General features: G+C 52.7%; 13 protein-coding genes and 1 tRNA gene. 7 read left to right on the forward strand and 7 right to left on the reverse strand.

Going from position 1 to position 15507, the window contains the following annotated elements; all coding sequences use genetic code 11:
* Positions 1 to 97: 97 nt before the first annotated feature.
* Positions 98 to 3043, reverse strand: a complete 2946-nt coding sequence (gene polA / locus AC2IAX_RS12880) for a DNA polymerase I (protein ID WP_494387836.1) — start codon at positions 3041 to 3043, stop codon at positions 98 to 100.
* Between the two features lie 134 nt (positions 3044 to 3177).
* Between polA and AC2IAX_RS12885 the strand changes: the two genes are divergently transcribed.
* Together AC2IAX_RS12885 and AC2IAX_RS12890 are read left to right on the forward strand one after the other, a co-directional pair.
* Positions 3178 to 3825: a Uma2 family endonuclease gene (locus AC2IAX_RS12885; protein ID WP_494387837.1), complete on the forward strand. Its 648-nt coding sequence runs from the start codon at positions 3178 to 3180 to the stop codon at positions 3823 to 3825.
* A gap of 302 nt (positions 3826 to 4127) precedes the next feature.
* The gene (locus AC2IAX_RS12890) at positions 4128 to 4322 is read left to right on the forward strand and encodes a hypothetical protein (RefSeq protein WP_099535395.1); all 195 of its coding nucleotides are present in this window, start codon (positions 4128 to 4130) and stop codon (positions 4320 to 4322) included.
* Between the two features lie 230 nt (positions 4323 to 4552).
* On the opposite strand, the gene trpA is transcribed toward AC2IAX_RS12890, so the two are convergent.
* The 3 genes from trpA to ndhL form a co-directional block, all read right to left on the reverse strand.
* On the reverse strand, positions 4553 to 5353 hold the full coding sequence (trpA, locus tag AC2IAX_RS12895) for a tryptophan synthase subunit alpha (RefSeq protein ID WP_494387838.1): 801 nt from the start codon (positions 5351 to 5353) through the stop codon (positions 4553 to 4555).
* 155 nt (positions 5354 to 5508) lie between these two features.
* Positions 5509 to 5847 carry a DUF3007 family protein gene (locus AC2IAX_RS12900; protein ID WP_494387839.1) on the reverse strand — a complete coding sequence of 113 codons (339 nt, stop codon included), beginning with the start codon at positions 5845 to 5847 and terminating at the stop codon, positions 5509 to 5511.
* 94 nt (positions 5848 to 5941) lie between these two features.
* On the reverse strand, positions 5942 to 6166 hold the full coding sequence (ndhL, locus tag AC2IAX_RS12905; RefSeq protein WP_190354306.1) for an NAD(P)H-quinone oxidoreductase subunit L: 225 nt from the start codon (positions 6164 to 6166) through the stop codon (positions 5942 to 5944).
* Between the two features lie 517 nt (positions 6167 to 6683).
* Here ndhL and AC2IAX_RS12910 point away from each other — a divergent pair.
* Both AC2IAX_RS12910 and AC2IAX_RS12915 read left to right on the forward strand, forming a co-directional pair.
* Positions 6684 to 7829, forward strand: coding sequence for a biotin--[acetyl-CoA-carboxylase] ligase (locus tag AC2IAX_RS12910; RefSeq protein ID WP_494387840.1), 1146 nt, complete (start codon positions 6684 to 6686; stop codon positions 7827 to 7829).
* A 353-nt stretch (positions 7830 to 8182) separates the two neighbouring features.
* Complete coding sequence (locus AC2IAX_RS12915; RefSeq protein ID WP_494387841.1) at positions 8183 to 9475, forward strand: M23 family metallopeptidase; 1293 nt, start codon at positions 8183 to 8185, stop codon at positions 9473 to 9475.
* A 43-nt stretch (positions 9476 to 9518) separates the two neighbouring features.
* Here the strand turns inward: AC2IAX_RS12915 and AC2IAX_RS12920 are convergent, their stop codons facing one another.
* Together AC2IAX_RS12920 and AC2IAX_RS12925 are read right to left on the reverse strand one after the other, a co-directional pair.
* Positions 9519 to 11183 (reverse strand): S1 family peptidase, encoded by a 1665-nt coding sequence (locus AC2IAX_RS12920; protein ID WP_494387842.1) that lies wholly within the window; start codon positions 11181 to 11183, stop codon positions 9519 to 9521.
* A 29-nt stretch (positions 11184 to 11212) separates the two neighbouring features.
* Positions 11213 to 11545, reverse strand: a complete 333-nt coding sequence (locus tag AC2IAX_RS12925) for a CU044_2847 family protein (RefSeq protein ID WP_494387843.1) — start codon at positions 11543 to 11545, stop codon at positions 11213 to 11215.
* Positions 11546 to 12027: 482 nt separating this feature from the next.
* On the opposite strand from AC2IAX_RS12925, the gene AC2IAX_RS12930 reads away from it, so the two are divergent.
* Positions 12028 to 13746 carry a diflavin flavoprotein gene (locus AC2IAX_RS12930; RefSeq protein WP_494387844.1) on the forward strand — a complete coding sequence of 573 codons (1719 nt, stop codon included), beginning with the start codon at positions 12028 to 12030 and terminating at the stop codon, positions 13744 to 13746.
* Positions 13747 to 13859: 113 nt separating this feature from the next.
* Here the strand turns inward: AC2IAX_RS12930 and AC2IAX_RS12935 are convergent, their stop codons facing one another.
* Positions 13860 to 14987 (reverse strand): GAF domain-containing protein, encoded by a 1128-nt coding sequence (locus tag AC2IAX_RS12935; RefSeq protein WP_494387845.1) that lies wholly within the window; start codon positions 14985 to 14987, stop codon positions 13860 to 13862.
* Between the two features lie 4 nt (positions 14988 to 14991).
* On the opposite strand from AC2IAX_RS12935, the gene AC2IAX_RS12940 reads away from it, so the two are divergent.
* Complete coding sequence (locus tag AC2IAX_RS12940; protein ID WP_494387846.1) at positions 14992 to 15243, forward strand: hypothetical protein; 252 nt, start codon at positions 14992 to 14994, stop codon at positions 15241 to 15243.
* A gap of 178 nt (positions 15244 to 15421) precedes the next feature.
* Positions 15422 to 15493 (forward strand) — tRNA-Lys (locus tag AC2IAX_RS12945).
* The last annotated feature ends 14 nt before the right edge of the window (positions 15494 to 15507 follow it).

Raw genomic sequence — 15507 nt, forward strand, 5'->3', positions numbered from 1 at the left:
GTGAGATAAAAGGAGAGCTATTGATGAATGTGACGAAAGCAAATTAGGTAAAGCAGGTTTAAAATCGCCCCTAATTCCATCACTCATTCCAGATCAGCTATTTCGCTTCCATCCAGTTTTGACCCGCATGAACTTCCACCGCCAAGGGCACACTCAAGGTGACTGCTGACTCCATGGTTTCCTGAATGATTGCTCGCACAAAGTCCCACTCTTCCGGAGGCACTTCAAAGATCAATTCATCATGCACCTGCAACAGTAACGCCGCCTGGGTAGATTGCAACCGTTGATGAAGTTGAATCATGGCGATTTTGATGATGTCAGCGCTGGAACCCTGAATCGGTGCGTTGGCCGCCGCCCGTAGCAATTGGGCATCATTTTGACCATTGACCCGCAACCGATCGAGGTCGATCGCTTGGGGATCGGAGCCGCGCAATTGATTCAATGAGGGACTCATGAATTGAAAATAGCGCCGTCGGCCCAGCAACGTATGCACATAGCCCAGGGCGATCGCCTCGCGCTGCATTTGTTGCAAATACTCAAAGACTTGGGGATAGCGCTGATTAAAGCGATCAATAAATTCCTTGGCTTCCATGCGCGACACGCCCGCTTCCCGCGCAAATCGTTGCGCCCCCATGCCGTAAATCACCCCAAAGTTGATGATTTTGCCCAGTCGCCGTTCTTCGGGGGTAATGTCGGGGCGATCGAGCAATAATTGCGCGGTCAAAGCATGGACATCTCGCCCCGTTTGATAGGCTTCAATCAAGACCGGTTCTTGACTCAAATGGGCCAAAATTCTTAGCTCAATTTGGGAATAGTCCGCTGCGGCCAACAGCCAGCCCGCTTTGGGTAAAAAAGCCCGCCGAATTTGCCGACTAAAGGCCGTCCGAATCGGGATATTTTGCAAGTTGGGATTGGACGAAGAGAGGCGACCTGTCGCCGTCACCGTTTGATTAAAGTCCGTATGGACGCGATCGGTTTGGGGCGAAACCAACTGCGGCAGCGCGTCCACATAGGTAGACTTCAGTTTGGCTAGGGTGCGATGCTCCACGATCGCTTCCACCACGGGATGATCATCTTTTAACTTTTCCAAGGTAGCGGCATCCGTGGAATAGCCAGTTTTGGTTTTGCGAGACTTTTTGGGATCAAGACCCAATTTGCCAAATAACAATTCACTGAGCTGCTTGGGTGAACCTAAATTAAAAGTCTCCCCAGCCGCTGCGTAGGCCCGCTGTTCGATCGCCAATAGGTCTGTTTCTAATTGCTTAGAAAATTCCGCCAAATAGGCCGTGTCAATCCGAATACCTCGCCCTTCCATGGCCGCTAAAACCGGCTCAAGGGGCAGCTCCACCTGCTCAAACAGTGGCAACAAATCCTGTTCGCTAGACAGTTGCGATCGCAGGATATTAACTAAATGAAATGCACTATAAACATCCGTGCCGCAATAGTTGGCAACGGCAGCAATACTCACCGCTGCAATGGTTTGCCCCTTTGGCACAAGATCCTGATAGCTGGTGGCGCTGATCCCTAAATAGCGCAATCCCAAATCGGTTAGGTTATGGCTGGCTTCTGGATTCAGCACATAACTGGCAAGCATTGGGTCAAAAATCACCCCGGCTAGTTGAATTCCTTGGCTGCGCAAAATTGCCCGATCGAACTTGGCATTTTGCAGCACCTTGGGATGGTTTTCGCTTTCCAAAATCGGTTTCAGCGCTTGCAAAACTAGTGCTTGATCGAGCTGTTTTCCCGTACTGTGTCCCACGGGAATATAGGCCACCGTGAATTGTTCCGCATTTCCATAGCAAACCCCAATTCCTACCAGTGCGGCCTTGCGAGGATCAAGATCGGTGGTTTCTGTGTCCCAAGCGGTGGGATAGTCACGGTTTTGGCAGCGTAACAGGGCGGCAACTAGCGCCTCTAATTGATCAGGTGTAGTAATAATTTCTGGGGTGAATTCGGCCGGTAGCGGTGGATTTTCCTTGAGTGCATCGGTCTCTTCGGCACTGAAAAACCAAGTATCTTCCGCTTCCAAGGTCGAAGCCTGGGAACCCCTGGATAATTGGGGCGATCGGCCCGCAGAACCCGTTTCATTGCCTGTCCCTGGTTCTGCTCCCAGCGTTAACTGACCATTGCCGAATCGAGCTTCCAAGCGCTCAATTTGCTTTAGAAACTGATTCAGTTCTAATTTTTCCAGTAGAGGGGTGAGGGCGGCGCGATCGAACCCACTTAATTCACAGTCGGCTAAGGCCAAATCCAAGGGCACATCACATTTAATCTGCGCCAAAAATTGAGAATGGTAAGCAGCTTCTCGATCGGCTTCTAATTTGCTTTTAACGGATTTTTTTAGGGAATCTAATGCCTGATAAATCCCATCCAAGGACTCATGCTCTTGCAGAAGCTGGGCGGCGGTTTTTTCGCCAATGCCTTTCACCCCCGGAATATTATCGGACTTATCACCACAAAGGGCTTTGAAATCCACCACCTGATCCGGACGTACGCCCCATTTTTCCACCACTTGGGCCGCACGATATTCGCTGTAGCGAGAAGACTTCACATCGCGCCCACCCAGGTGCAAAACGCTGATACCTTGCTGGTCATTAATCAGTTGAAATAAGTCCCGATCGCCACTCAAAATTTTGACTCGATAGCCCGCCGCGATGCCCTGTTGGGTGATTGTCCCGATCGCGTCATCCGCTTCAAAACCTGGCGTTTTGACAATGGTTAAATTCAGCGCCGCCAACAGGGTTTCGAGGTGCTGAATATCTTCAATAAACTCCACGGGAGTTTCCGGCCGCCCATCCTTGTAGGTCGCATCGGCTTCGTGGCGAAAGGTGGGCTGGCGAGTATCAAAAGCTAGGGCGATCGCTTGGGGTTTTTCAAGGGCGATCGTGTCCAATAGGGCCTTAATAAATCCGTAGCAAATGCTGGTGGGAATGCCGGTGGAAGTGCGCAGGCCGCCATCTCGTCCATTTACGAAGGCATAGAATGCTCGGAAAGCCAAGGAATGGCCATCTACCAAAAGCAAGGTCTTTGCGGAGTCGGTCATGGGGCGATTGCAGAATGCTCGCCCTCAGCATAGCAGTCCCTTTGCGCACCGATCCGGGCGATCGGGTGGCTGGCCCGCTGCTTGGCCCCATTGGCGATAATAGAACTGATCAACCGTTTCAGGAGTTGTGAGCAATGATTGCGATCGCCCCGCTGGCTCCCACCCAACTCATCGGCGAAAAACGTGTGACGCTGTGTGGCCTAACTTGGCAAACTTACCAACAGGTTCTCCATGCCCTGCCGTTCCGTCGTTCTGCTCGCTTGACCTATGATCATGGAGTTTTAGAAATCACTATGCCCTTGGAAGATCATGAATTTTCGATTCGTCTCATTGAGCGCTTTATCATCATCATGATCTTTGAGATGGGTCTGAAAATTAAAACAATGGGATCTACTCGGATTGAGCGTGAAGAGCTTGATCGCAGCTCAGAACCTGATTGTGCTTACTACATTCAAAATCAGGCACGGGTTGCAGGTCGAAGAGTTGATTTTGCGACTGATCCTCCGCCGGATCTGGTGGTTGAAGTGGATATCACCCACACGGATATTGACAAAAATCGGCTCTATGCCGCGATGGGCGTTCCAGAACTGTGGCGATATAACGGCCGTGATTGGCGCATTTTTATTTTGGAAAATGGGGATTATCAAGAATCGGAATTTAGCCCCATTTTTCCTTGGGTAGAAAAAGCGTATTTGTATCAATTTTTGGCAGAGGCTCAGCAAGATGAAATTGCTGCTGAACAAGCATTGCGCCAGTTGGTGCGCGATCACTTAGCTCAGTAAGCAATTTGGGCTGGAATTCCTTGGACAATTCTGGAAATCTCATTCCTGAGGAATCAAGATTTATGAGTCGCCGCCCCTGAAAAAGAGCGGTACGATCGAACTGGGGGCTTCTGGCGAAGTTAACCGGATTGGGTTCCCGATTCGCAGAACAATACCCTAGAGATTTGCGTCCATATCCCTAGCTCGCTTCGACGATGAAGCTGGATTGCACTGGGATCATTCCATCGACGACGGGGCTGCATCTCTGAAGCCAGCAACTGGGCTGGCAATTCCCCCAACGTCAATTTTGGGAGGTCAGAATCATGACTCAGCGAACTTTTCCTGACCGGTTTCATTCTTGGGACGATGCGATCGACCTGAGGAAAATTGTGGTTGACAAGCGATCGCGGAAACGCTCGAATGCTGCCAAATCCCGCCGCCGCAATCGGCGATCGGAAAATGGATTATTGAGCAGCCAATTGCGCCACAGTTGGGAATCCATGGCCGACTGGGTGTAGGGGCAATTCATTACAATTGCTCAAGAATTGTTCAAAATAATTGCTCAAAATTGCCACTGACCAGTTCCACCGGTCAACTTGATAAGGGCATACGGCCGTATGCCCTTATCTTGACTTGGACTATTTCTGTTGAGGGAATGGAACTTGCCTCAATCGAATTGACCTAGTTGATTGAGCTATTGATCCTTAGTTTGTTGATCTAGTTCGTTGTTGATCTAGTTGGTTGATTTTTATTGATCAAGGGCGGCTCGCAAATCCCGGCAGAACGCTTCAACGGCGGCTAAGCCCTCTTCCGGTGTGCCGTCGGCCAGCCGCTTCACAAAGGCACTGCCCACGATCGCCGCATCAGCCCCCCAAGTCCGCACCTGCACCGCTTGCTCCGGCGAGGAAATGCCAAAGCCCACCCCGATCGGCTTATCGGTAACCTGGCGCATGGCGGCCAAAATTTCGGAAACGCGCCCGTGCATTTCGCTGCGCATCCCCGTTACCCCAGTCACACTGACTAGATAGATAAACCCTTGGGACTGCTGGGCAATGGCTTCAATCCGATCCTTGGAACTCGTCGGGGCCACCAACAGCGTGACTTCCAAACCCGCCGCCGCCGCTGGCTTCAGCAGTCCGTCTGCTTCTTCAAGGGGCAAGTCTGGCACAACCAGGCCCGCCGCCCCGGCCGCTTTCACGTCTTGAATGAATTGCTCAATTCCTCGATTCAGAATTGGGTTGTAGTAGGTGAACAGGACGATCGGGGCGGACAGTTCCGGCGAAACCCGCTGCACCAGTGCCAACACATCATCAAGGCGAGTGCCGTTGGCCAAGGCCCGAGTGGCGGCCGCTTGAATGGTGGGGCCGTCCGCTAGGGGGTCGGAGTAGGGCACGCCCAGTTCAATTAGGTCGGCTCCTGCCCGATCGAGTCGCCGCAGGGCCGCCTCCGTTGTTGCCAAATTCGGATCCCCGGCGGTGAGGAAAGGGATCAGGGCACAGCGTTCTGCTTGGCGCAGGGTGGCAAAACGTTCAGAAACAGAGACGGTCATGGTGGCAGGCGATCGATCAACTCGATAGTCAGGACATCAAAAACGGCCAGCAACTTCGCCCAAGCGCTGGATTCAGGGCGAACCCGCGTTGGGGGCTGAGGATGCTGGCTTTGAATTGGGGGAACGGGCGGCGCGTTGGTGACGAAGAACGCGGATTAGGGTGACGGATGGGTCGGGTTCGATCGATCCGTTTCCGCCGCTTCCGCTTCCAAGCGAGCTTGCAACGCGGCCAGCTCTTCTGGTGACAACGCTTCCAACTGCTTTTGCAAAACTGCGTCTTTGTAGTCTTGCAACTGCTGGGAGTAGGTCATCTTTTGGGTCAGGGCCCGCACCAGATAGGTCAGCAACCAGCCCATCAATCCTACTACCAACGCGGCCTGAGTCCAGATGCCCGCATTGGTGGCATCAATGCCCACCAGTTGCAGGAGACCATAGACCAGTCCCCCACCCAAAAAGACACCTAACCCGATCAGAATCGCGTCAATTCGCCGCATGTTTGCTCGATCGCCCCTGTCAATTGCTCACGATTGCTCACCATCATCCAACCCCTCACCCTGGTTCGATCGCCCAAGCGGGACAAGCTAGGCATCAAATGGCCCGACGCTGGGGACGCAGATTCAAAAACGGCGACAACAACAGCAGCCCGGGGAAGAACAAAAACACCGCAAAGTAGGCCAAGAGCCGCTCGATCGAGCTAGCCACATACCACCGTTTTTGTAGATAAACATAGAGACCCAGTGGCAACACCACCAGGTAAGCCCCCGCCAGCGCCACATACAAAATCAGCGCGATCGGCAAATCCGTCAAAGCCATAAACCAGACCCTCGCCTGAACGTCATCCTTCAGCCCGCACGGACAACCGCAGCCCCTTGCAACCCATTAGCAGCCAGCGATCGGCCCCTAATTTCCGGTTGCGATCCTCAGTGCTGCGTCATTATCCGTAACCAGACCACAACCAGACCACATTTTATCGTTCCCCTTCCCCTTCCAAGGGCGATCGTCCCCTCAAAAAATACAATCGCAACCATTAGTCGATCGCCAGATGCCTAGCGATTGGGCAATGGCGTTAGTCAATGGCGTTTTGAGTGTGCCATTCGTCACTTGAAGCAATTTCGGATCTGCTCAGAACACTATCGCAATCGTCGTCGCTGTTTTGGCTTGAGGCTTCATCTGCTGGTTGGGTTGCTCAACGACCAGGCAACACATCCAATTCGGCTTGTGCAAGAGGATGAAATGGGGGCGATCCGCTGGGTGACCCGATCGCGGTAGGGTAAAGGGCGATCGCCGCAATCACGACCTCAAAGATCAGAAAGCAATTAGAAAATTATTGGTGTTAGAAACCACCCCGATCGACCCCGCAGAGTTCAGTACCGCCGTGTTGCGCGAAACGGCGCGGCTCGGTGTTCGGTTACCCAAGTTGCAGGTGCTAGCGGAGACTGGCTCCACCAATCAGGTGGCCTGGGAACTGGCCCAAGCGGGGGCCCAACCAGGGACGATCGTGATTGCGCTGCAACAGTCGGCCGGGCGGGGGCAGTGGGGCCGCCAATGGTTGTCGCCCTTGGGCGGGTTGTATCTATCGCGCTATTTTGCCCCCCAGTTGTTACCGGAGGATGGGGCCCAACTGACCTTGGCGGCCGCTTGGGGTTTGGGGCAAACCCTGCGCGATCGGGGTGTGCCGGTGGCGCTGAAGTGGCCCAACGATTTGGTCGTTCGGGGACGCAAGTGGGGCGGGTTGCTGACGGAAACCCGGCTGGTGGGTGGCAAGATTGCCCGCGCGGTCACGGGATTGGGGTTGAATTGGGCTAATCCGGTTCCTGAGACGGGGATCAATGCCACGGAGCTGTTTCCAGGGCTGGCGTTTCCAGAACGATTGCATGATCAAAAAGATCAATCAAATCAATTAGTAGATCGTCTGCATGATCAAAAAGATCAATCAAATCAATTAGTAGATCGTCAATTAGTAGATCGCCTAGATCCTTTAGATCTTTCGGGTCATTGGGCCGATCGCTCATCGGACTCGTCCAATGTCTCTGATGGCTCTCATCCGTTGAATGGGGCCGGTGCGTTGGCGAACAAGGCGAATCAACTGAGCGCCCCGTCCCTGTTGCCGTCTGCCGATTTCCCCTTGGAGGGTGGGCCACCGATTCGATCGCTCGCGGAGTTGGCAGCCCTGGCGATCGCGGGTCTAGACCGGGGCGATCGACAACTCCAAACGGGCGGCATCGAAAGTTTTTTGGCGGATTATTTGGAATTGCTGGAAACCTGCGGGCGATCGGTGCAAGTGGGCGATCGCACCGGGATCGCCGTGGGCATTACCCCACGCGGAGAACTGCGGGTCAAATTTTCCGATCAACTTGCTGCGGAATTGCATCTCCCCCCCGGCGCGGTGCGGTTAGGCTATGCGCGATCGCCCCAAATGCCTGAACCCCCCGGCCCAGACGGTGGCGAGGTTACGGATTGTTTAAAGAATCCTTGAATAGTCTTTTCGATTTCCGCAGGGTTGTGTTAAGCGCTTTTGCTTTTTCCCTTGCTATCATGACTGAGGACTGAGCCAAACCCCCCTGACCCAAACCTGACTCAAGGTTGTCATGCCTGAAAAGAGCAGTAGCGTCCCGAGGTTTTGGCAACCATCCTGTCTGACTCTCCTGGCTTCTAAGCCCCGGTCAAAGGGTGCAACCGCCGTTTCTGGCTGTGATTGAAGGCCGTGGCTAAACATTTTCTGAACATTTTGGGCGATCGCGCCGTCTAAGGCTTGGTAACGCTTTCCCTAGCGGTTCGCTGCCCGAAGCCAACTACGCTTCCCCTGGAACCCGGTTTTTAACGCTGTTTGTGCTGTCCCCGTCCCATTACGCCATGCATTGCGCTCCCAACCGCGCCATGAATCACCGCCCCAACTTCCCCACTCGTCTCCAACGCCGTCGCCGTCGCATTTTGCAAGGTCTCGGGTGGGTTGGCGCAATGACCAGCTTGCTCGGCGGACTGGCAACCCCGATCCAGGCGATCGACGCGGCCCCCGGCGGTAGTTCCGCAGACTTGGCCCCGGAAGCACCCGCTGCACCTCCGGAACCGAAGCCCGCCGCCAATCCCGATCGCCCAGCCCGAATCGAACGGCCCGCGCCGGCCGTGGAGCGGACTCCCCAACGGGAACTGCCGAACGTGCCTCGCTTGGCCCCTTCCCCGGCAGAACGCCCCACCAGCCGCGGCCCGATCGACCAGTCCAACGATTTCAATTTGGGAGCCACCCAACGCCAGGCCCCGCCCAGCGAAATTCAGTTCACAGAGCGCTCCACCGGTTGTGCCAGCGTGGGCGGCCGCCTCAGCGCCGGTTGCACCGTGACCCGATCGCCTGGGCAACCCGGCCAAGCTGGCCACCCCGGAATTGTGGCCATTCCCACGGGCGATCGGGGTTCCCACCTGCAAATGGGCAGCCCCATGCGCCTTGGTTCCGTGGGCAGCGCCCTGCCGGCCCAATCGCCCATTTCCGTCAAAATCGGCCCCCTAACCGTGGGCTTAAACGGCGTGAACTTCGATGCCAACAGCTACTATTTCCGCAGCAGTCGCCCCAAGGGCCTGTTGGGTAATGGCAACCTGAAAATGCTGTTCCCGCTCACCAGCCTGGCTCCAATTTCCTCCCCCTTTGGCTGGCGGGTGCATCCGATCTTGGGCTACAGCCGGTTTCATGCGGGCACTGACCTTTCGGCTCCCTTGGGTACGCCCGTGGTAGCGGTGTTGGACGGCAAGGTCTCGATCGGGGGCTTTTTGGGGGGCTATGGGCTAACGGTGGTGTTGGATCACGGCGACACGCAAAAGACTCTTTACGGTCACCTATCGGAAATTTTTGTGAAGCCGGGAGCCATGGTTAAGCAAGGGGAAGTGATTGGGCGTGTGGGCAGCACGGGCATGTCCACGGGGCCACACTTGCACTTTGAAGTTCGTCAGCTCACGGCCCAAGGTTGGGTGGTGACGGATCCGGCGAAGTTCTTGGCGGGCGCAAGCAGCCCGATCGCCGCTGCTGACAAACCCAAAGATCCCTTTGAAGCGCTGATGGCCGCCACGATCGAGGCGGTGAAGTCTTCCTATAAAGTCCAATACGCCGTGATCGACAATTCTAAGCCACAGTAACAATTAGTGTTAGAGACAGCCTGCTTAGGTTTGTCTCTAAAGTTTAGGCTTTATTCTTGTGGCAGATACCACACTTCTTCAACTGGTGTGCTTCATAGTTATCTAGAATAGCCTGATGCTCCTTTAAACCCACACCCCGAATCGTTACGTCTGAAGCTTCTCCGCGTCGAACTCGAATAATTTGTCCCATCAGCAACCATTTCAGCTTATCAAGATGAAAGCAGCTATCGTTCCAGTGATAAGTTGTTGTATTCGGGTCTATGAGTCCACAGTACTGACTAATTTCAGCGTATAAATGATAATCTTCCTTTTGGGTTTGGAAGAATTTTTCACAAAGTAAAAGTTCAACCTTTTTGAGTAAAGATATCTCTACCCAGGATAGTGTTACTAGATTTTCAGTGATAAAGTCATTAACCTTAAGCTGCACCAACTCAGTCCATTGTTTCTCATGAATAGAAGAATCAACCTCTCTAAGGCTATATAACTGTTGCAGTATATCGTTCAACTTTGAAAATTGAACTACTTCTGGCTGTAGACCCAAGCCCGACAGATTGGAGAGCAGTTTTTGTTTTGATTTTCTAAAAATTTCTTTTCTATCCCAGAACACCAGTTTCTTGGATACTATCGGAACCAAATCAGTCTCTGAATCAAGATTTTGGTTGAGGAAATCATACCTCTGTCGCGACGTATCTAGAATGTCTAGTATCCTTCCATAAGAATCAGTTCTTTTACAAGAAAAATTGGCTATGAAATTTGTAATGAGCATATAAGTTTGTATTTCAATACTTAAATCTTCAAAATCTTGTCTTCTCCCAAAGTTTCGTCGAAACTTATCGTCGAGTTCACTGAGAACATTATTAATTTCTTCAGAGATTTTATGGATCGAGTGAGAACAAGAAATCAAACGAATAGCAACTCTATGAGGTAGTTGATAATCACTATATTGATTCCAAACAATCATTTTAGACAACATATAGTGAGAAAAAGCATTAATTCCCAAAAAATAAATCATTGGTAGTCTTTTTGAAATTTTTTTGTTTAAGTTAATATCAGCAGGCCGAATCTTAGGAAACTCGAACCAGATTTTTTGTTGACGTTTTGCTATTTTATTGATTTCAAGGATATAAGGCACATATTTCACGAGAGTTGACACTGCCAACCCTCTTGCGCCTCCAAATTGTCTTGATAGCTGAACTATCCCACAAACACGATCTACATGTTTACGATAAAGGGGGGATCCACTCATGCCCGGCTGAATATCTGAGTCTTTTAATTTGTATGCTGTATTTCCCCACTCTTTTTCATAATATGGCCCCTCATAAATCAAAAAACTAGCTTCACCTTCATTGGGTTGACTATAGTCTGCTGACGGATATCCAAACGTGTAAATTTTGTCGCCTGGCTCGGGGTCATCGAGTTCTAAATCTATAGAAGGAGGCGGAGTGTTTAAGGACTTTTGAAAATCGATTTCTAAAATTGCTATGTCTAGCCAGCTCAGTGTTTCATCATCATCGCGATCATGAAATTCTTTAATAGAACATTGCCAATTTCTCCTCTCACCTCTCCAGGTAAACGATATATCATCCAACGATGATGCAACGACGTGGCCACATGTCAGAATATGATTAGAGCCTATAAAAAAGCCAGTTCCCGTTGAATTATTAGTCTCTATCTTGACTGTGGATAGCTGCAGTTTATCAAGTGACATCGGATTAGCTTAAGAAGTTCTTTGTTTGGTTACCGCTCAAGATTCCATTTCATGGTTACTTTAAAGTTCGCTTTGCTACCACCTTGTACAAGAATTGCTGACAACTTTCCTGTTTCCAAGGATGCTTCAAGTCCCATTTCAATACTGATTTCATCAGGGCAGGCAACATCTGATATTTGCTTTACGCTATCTCCTAAATCTTTAGCCAGAGACTCAAGCTTTTGCATTACACCTTTGATAGAAGCCTTGGACGAAGAGACAGGCTGATCTCCAATAGTCTCAACTTCCACATAGATTATTGTCTTGTCTGAAAGCTCAACAGGGATTCGACGCAGGCTTTGACTGTTATGAAATCCACTCATATCCGTTGATTGAATGACTAGCTTTAGCTGATGAAGCTACAGGTTGCAGTTCTAGTTTTTCCAAGATAGCACAAAACAGAATTCACTTTTCAAAGGAATTCAAAGACGTGGCTCGTTATGAAAAGCTCAAAGGGCACAACCCAGCCTTGGTCAATATCATAATGATTGGGGCTAGGTATTGCAGTAGTCCAGTTAGCCGACGCAGAGTCACACCTACGAAGCTTGTTAATCCATTAGCCGCAAACAGTAAAAGCAAGGTTTTGGATGTCAGCTCACCTGATTTAAATCATTTTAAAGGCGTAATACATCAGAAAAATTGGAAATCCTTAGATTCATATATAAGCCATGTCAATTTTCAGCATCACGACTGCAAACGATCGCCCCGCCCGATCGCCCAGTATTTCTGTATCCCTTGTGTCAAGATAGGTAAAACAACTTAACAAATCCCCCATCCAGATCGGTCAAGCCCAGGAGGTGCGAGCATGGTTGTCGCCACAGAACGTCCGCAAACCGAGAAGCGGTTGACGATTCAAACCGCCGAGATTGCCGCCCAAACCCTGACGATTCGATCGCTGGACTGGGATCGCGATCGCTTTGATATTGAATTTGGCCTGCAAAACGGCACAACCTATAACTCCTTCCTGATTCGTGGGGACAAAGTGGCCCTGGTGGACACCTCCCACGCCAAATTTCGCCAACTTTATCTGGATACCCTGAAGGGCGCGATCGACCCGACCCAGATTGATTACCTGGTGGTGAGCCACACGGAACCGGATCACAGCGGCTTAGTGGCGGATTTGCTGGCCCTGAATCCTCAGATCACTGTGGTGGCTTCCAAGGTGGCGATTCAGTTTCTGGAAAATCTGATTCACCAGCCCTTCAGCAAACTGCTGGTGAAAAGTGGTGAGAGTCTGGATTTGGGCCAAGGGCATGTGCTGGAGTTTTTGAATGCACCCAATCTCCATTGGCCAGACACGATTTTTACCTATGACCACGGGACGCAGACCCTCTACACCTGTGATGCCTTTGGGATGCACTATTGCAGCGATGACCTGTTTGATGCGGATTTGGGGGCGATCGAACCGGATTTTCGGTTCTATTACGAATGCCTGATGGCCCCCAATGCTCGATCGGTCTTGGGAGCCATGAAGCGGATGGATGCCCTCCCCGGGTACCACACGATCGCCACCGGTCACGGCCCCCTGTTGCGCCACAACGTGGTTGAACTCACCGGTCGCTATCGCCACTGGAGCCAAACCAAGGCCGAAGCGGAAACCACCGCCGCCGTGTTCTATGTGTCTGACTATGGCTACAGCGATCGGTTGTCCCAGTCGATCGCCAAGGGGATCACCAAAACCGGCGTGGCTGTGGAAATGATGGATCTGAAGGCGGCCGATCCCCAGGAGTTGCGGGAATTGGTGGAGCGATCGGTGGCACTGGTTTTGGCCGCGCCGCCCCAAGGAGAATGCGAAGCGGCGATCGGCACAATCCTGACCGTGGCCAACAACAAGCAGCGGATTGGTGTGTTTGAGTCCGGCGGCGGCCAAGACGAGCCGAGCTATCCCCTGTTTAACCGCTTCCGGGATTTGGGTCTGAAGCCGGCCTTCGATGTGATTCGGATTAGCACCAAGCCCCAAGCTTTCACCTATCAACTCTGCGAAGAAGCGGGCACGGACTTGGGCCAGGCGTTGATGGTCAAAGAAACCGTCAAGCAAATGAAGTCCCTGGATTCCGATTTGGATAAGGCCTTGGGCCGCTTGAGCGGTGGGCTTTACATCATCACCGCTAAGAAAGGCGATGTGGCCAGCGCCATGTTGGCCTCTTGGGTGGTGCAGGCCAGCTTCCAGCCCCTGGGAATCACGATCGCGGTGGCTAAAGATCGGGCGATCGAGTCGCTAATGCAAGTGGGCGATCGCTTCGTGCTGAACATCTTGGAAGAGGGCAACTATGGCCATCTAATGCGGCATTTCCTGAAGCGGTTTGGCCCCGGTGAAGACCGTTTTGCCGGTGTGGAAACCCAGCAGGCCACCAACGGCTCCCCCATCCTCAGCGACGCGCTGGCCTATCTGGAATGCCAGGTCAGCAGCCGGATGGATTGCGGGGATCACTGGCTGGTCTACAGCACCGTGGATAACGGTCGGGTCTCAAAAGAAGATGCCCTCACGGCCGTCCACCATCGCAAAGTAGGCAACCACTACTAACCACCACGACTCCGGGGCGCGATCGGGCAGGAGCGCAACGGGAATGGAGCTAGTCAGCCTATTGGGTGGGCAATGCCCACTTGGCTCGCAGACCACTGGCTCAATAATTCTCCCTAAACCGTGTTGCCCGTGCGATAGGGTGACGAATCGACCCGGCGCACCATGCCGATCACGCCCGGTTCGCCGGAAAAGTGAATCCGCTCGCCGTACAAGTCGAGGCCAATCAACCGCCCCGATCGATGCAGGCCCGGCAACAGGCAACTTAAGGGCCGTTGGTTGTCGCGAATGCAGTCTTCCAGCTTGTGAACCAGCATGGCTTGATAGTCCACGGGAATTAAGTCCAGAATGGATTCAACCCGGGCCAATTCGCGCCGCCGATAGCCAAAAATTTGGGCAAAGCAGCGGTTGACGTAACGCAATCGTCCTTCGGCGGTGGTGATGTAAAGGCCGGTTTCTTCGAGGCCGCGGGCTTCGCTGGCGTTGACGGCGCTTTGGATGCTGCTGGGGAGAATGTTGGAACTGGCGATCGAGTCTTCAAAGGGATTAGCCAAGGAGGGCAAGGCGTTGGACTCGCCCCCAAAGGACGGCGCTTCGTGACTGAGGGGATCGTCTTTGGCCTCGTTTAGGGTGCTGGTGAGCTGGTCATAGAGCAAGGCGTTTTCCAAGTTGAGGGCGATCGCGTCGGCGGCAAATTGGGCCTGCTCCACACGCAAGGGGGTGAAGTGGTGCGGTTGGCTATGCATGAGGGTGGCCAGTGCCAACAGCCGTTTTCCGCGCTGGATGGGGATGCAAAGGGCCGATCGCACCGTGTAGGGTTGGTTGGGCAGTTGCAACCACCGCTCATCGGTCATGGTGTCCATCACGATCGCGATTTGTCGGTGCTGAATCGTCCAGGCCGCCAGCCCTTCTTTCAGAATTTGGTTAACGATTTCTCGCTTTTGCTCCCGAATGGTGGATCCTCGGGCCAACAAACATTCCGTGGCTTGCAGGTGCTCATCGAGAAGAAAAATACTGCCCTGTTCTGCCTGGCACAGGGATTGTAGGGCTTCCAAGATCTGTTGAGTCAGGGCCCGCAACACCAAACCGGTGGCGGTGGTCATTCGGGCTGTCACGATCCAACTGCCCAACAGTTCCTGCTGAAGACGAAGGGCAGCGTTGTGGGCATTGAGGCGATCGATTTCAGCATTGAGTCTGGAAACCTCGGGACTGGCCAAGATGCCGGACCCATCGCGATCGCTCATAACCTTGCTCTCCCAACTCGCCGCCGTGAATGCCAACTCTAGCCAAGGTATCACTCATCCCGAATTGCGGGGCCCCAATCGCGGAACTGGCCGCTTTTCGCCACTGGGCATCGCCGCCAGCGGCTGCCAAGGCACGATCGGGCAGCGGATTGGGCGGGGTGCGCGGGGGTTGGCGGATGCTGGAGATGAGCCGATCGGGAAATGCCAAGCTTGGAAACGGCAAACTAACCTGGTCGTGCTCTGGCTGAGAATCTAGCGCTTGAGAGTCTAGCACCTGAGAGTCTCGCCGCTGAGGGGCTAATTTGCTGACTGATCGCGATCCTGGGCGGGGGCGATCGTGTTTTCCATTCCCATTCTGGGTGAATTCTGGCAAAGGTGCTTGAACTTTTTCAGCATCTTTGGCAATATAAACAAGCTTGACCCACAAGCAACCGGGGTGACTGGCGCAACGGCAGCGCATCGGACTCTTAATCCGCTGGTTCTGGGTTCGAATCCCAGGTCACCCATTTTCTGGAGCAAC

The organism is Limnothrix sp. HT2024, from assembly GCF_059138625.1.

Bases quoted from the DNA above. Each gene is read 5' to 3' on its own strand.
- AC2IAX_RS12890 (WP_099535395.1), top strand. From the start codon at position 4,128: ATGACTCAGCGAACTTTTCCTGACCGGTTTCATTCTTGGGACGATGCG.
- AC2IAX_RS12885 (WP_494387837.1), top strand. From the start codon at position 3,178: ATGATTGCGATCGCCCCGCTGGCTCCCACCCAACTCATCGGCGAAAAA.
- AC2IAX_RS12920 (WP_494387842.1), bottom strand. From the start codon at position 11,183: ATGTCACTTGATAAACTGCAGCTATCCACAGTCAAGATAGAGACTAAT.
- AC2IAX_RS12930 (WP_494387844.1), top strand. From the start codon at position 12,028: ATGGTTGTCGCCACAGAACGTCCGCAAACCGAGAAGCGGTTGACGATT.
- AC2IAX_RS12925 (WP_494387843.1), bottom strand. From the start codon at position 11,545: ATGAGTGGATTTCATAACAGTCAAAGCCTGCGTCGAATCCCTGTTGAG.
- ndhL (WP_190354306.1), bottom strand. From the start codon at position 6,166: ATGGCTTTGACGGATTTGCCGATCGCGCTGATTTTGTATGTGGCGCTG.
- trpA (WP_494387838.1), bottom strand. From the start codon at position 5,353: ATGACCGTCTCTGTTTCTGAACGTTTTGCCACCCTGCGCCAAGCAGAA.
- polA (WP_494387836.1), bottom strand. From the start codon at position 3,043: ATGACCGACTCCGCAAAGACCTTGCTTTTGGTAGATGGCCATTCCTTG.
- AC2IAX_RS12900 (WP_494387839.1), bottom strand. From the start codon at position 5,847: ATGCGGCGAATTGACGCGATTCTGATCGGGTTAGGTGTCTTTTTGGGT.
- AC2IAX_RS12935 (WP_494387845.1), bottom strand. From the start codon at position 14,987: ATGAGCGATCGCGATGGGTCCGGCATCTTGGCCAGTCCCGAGGTTTCC.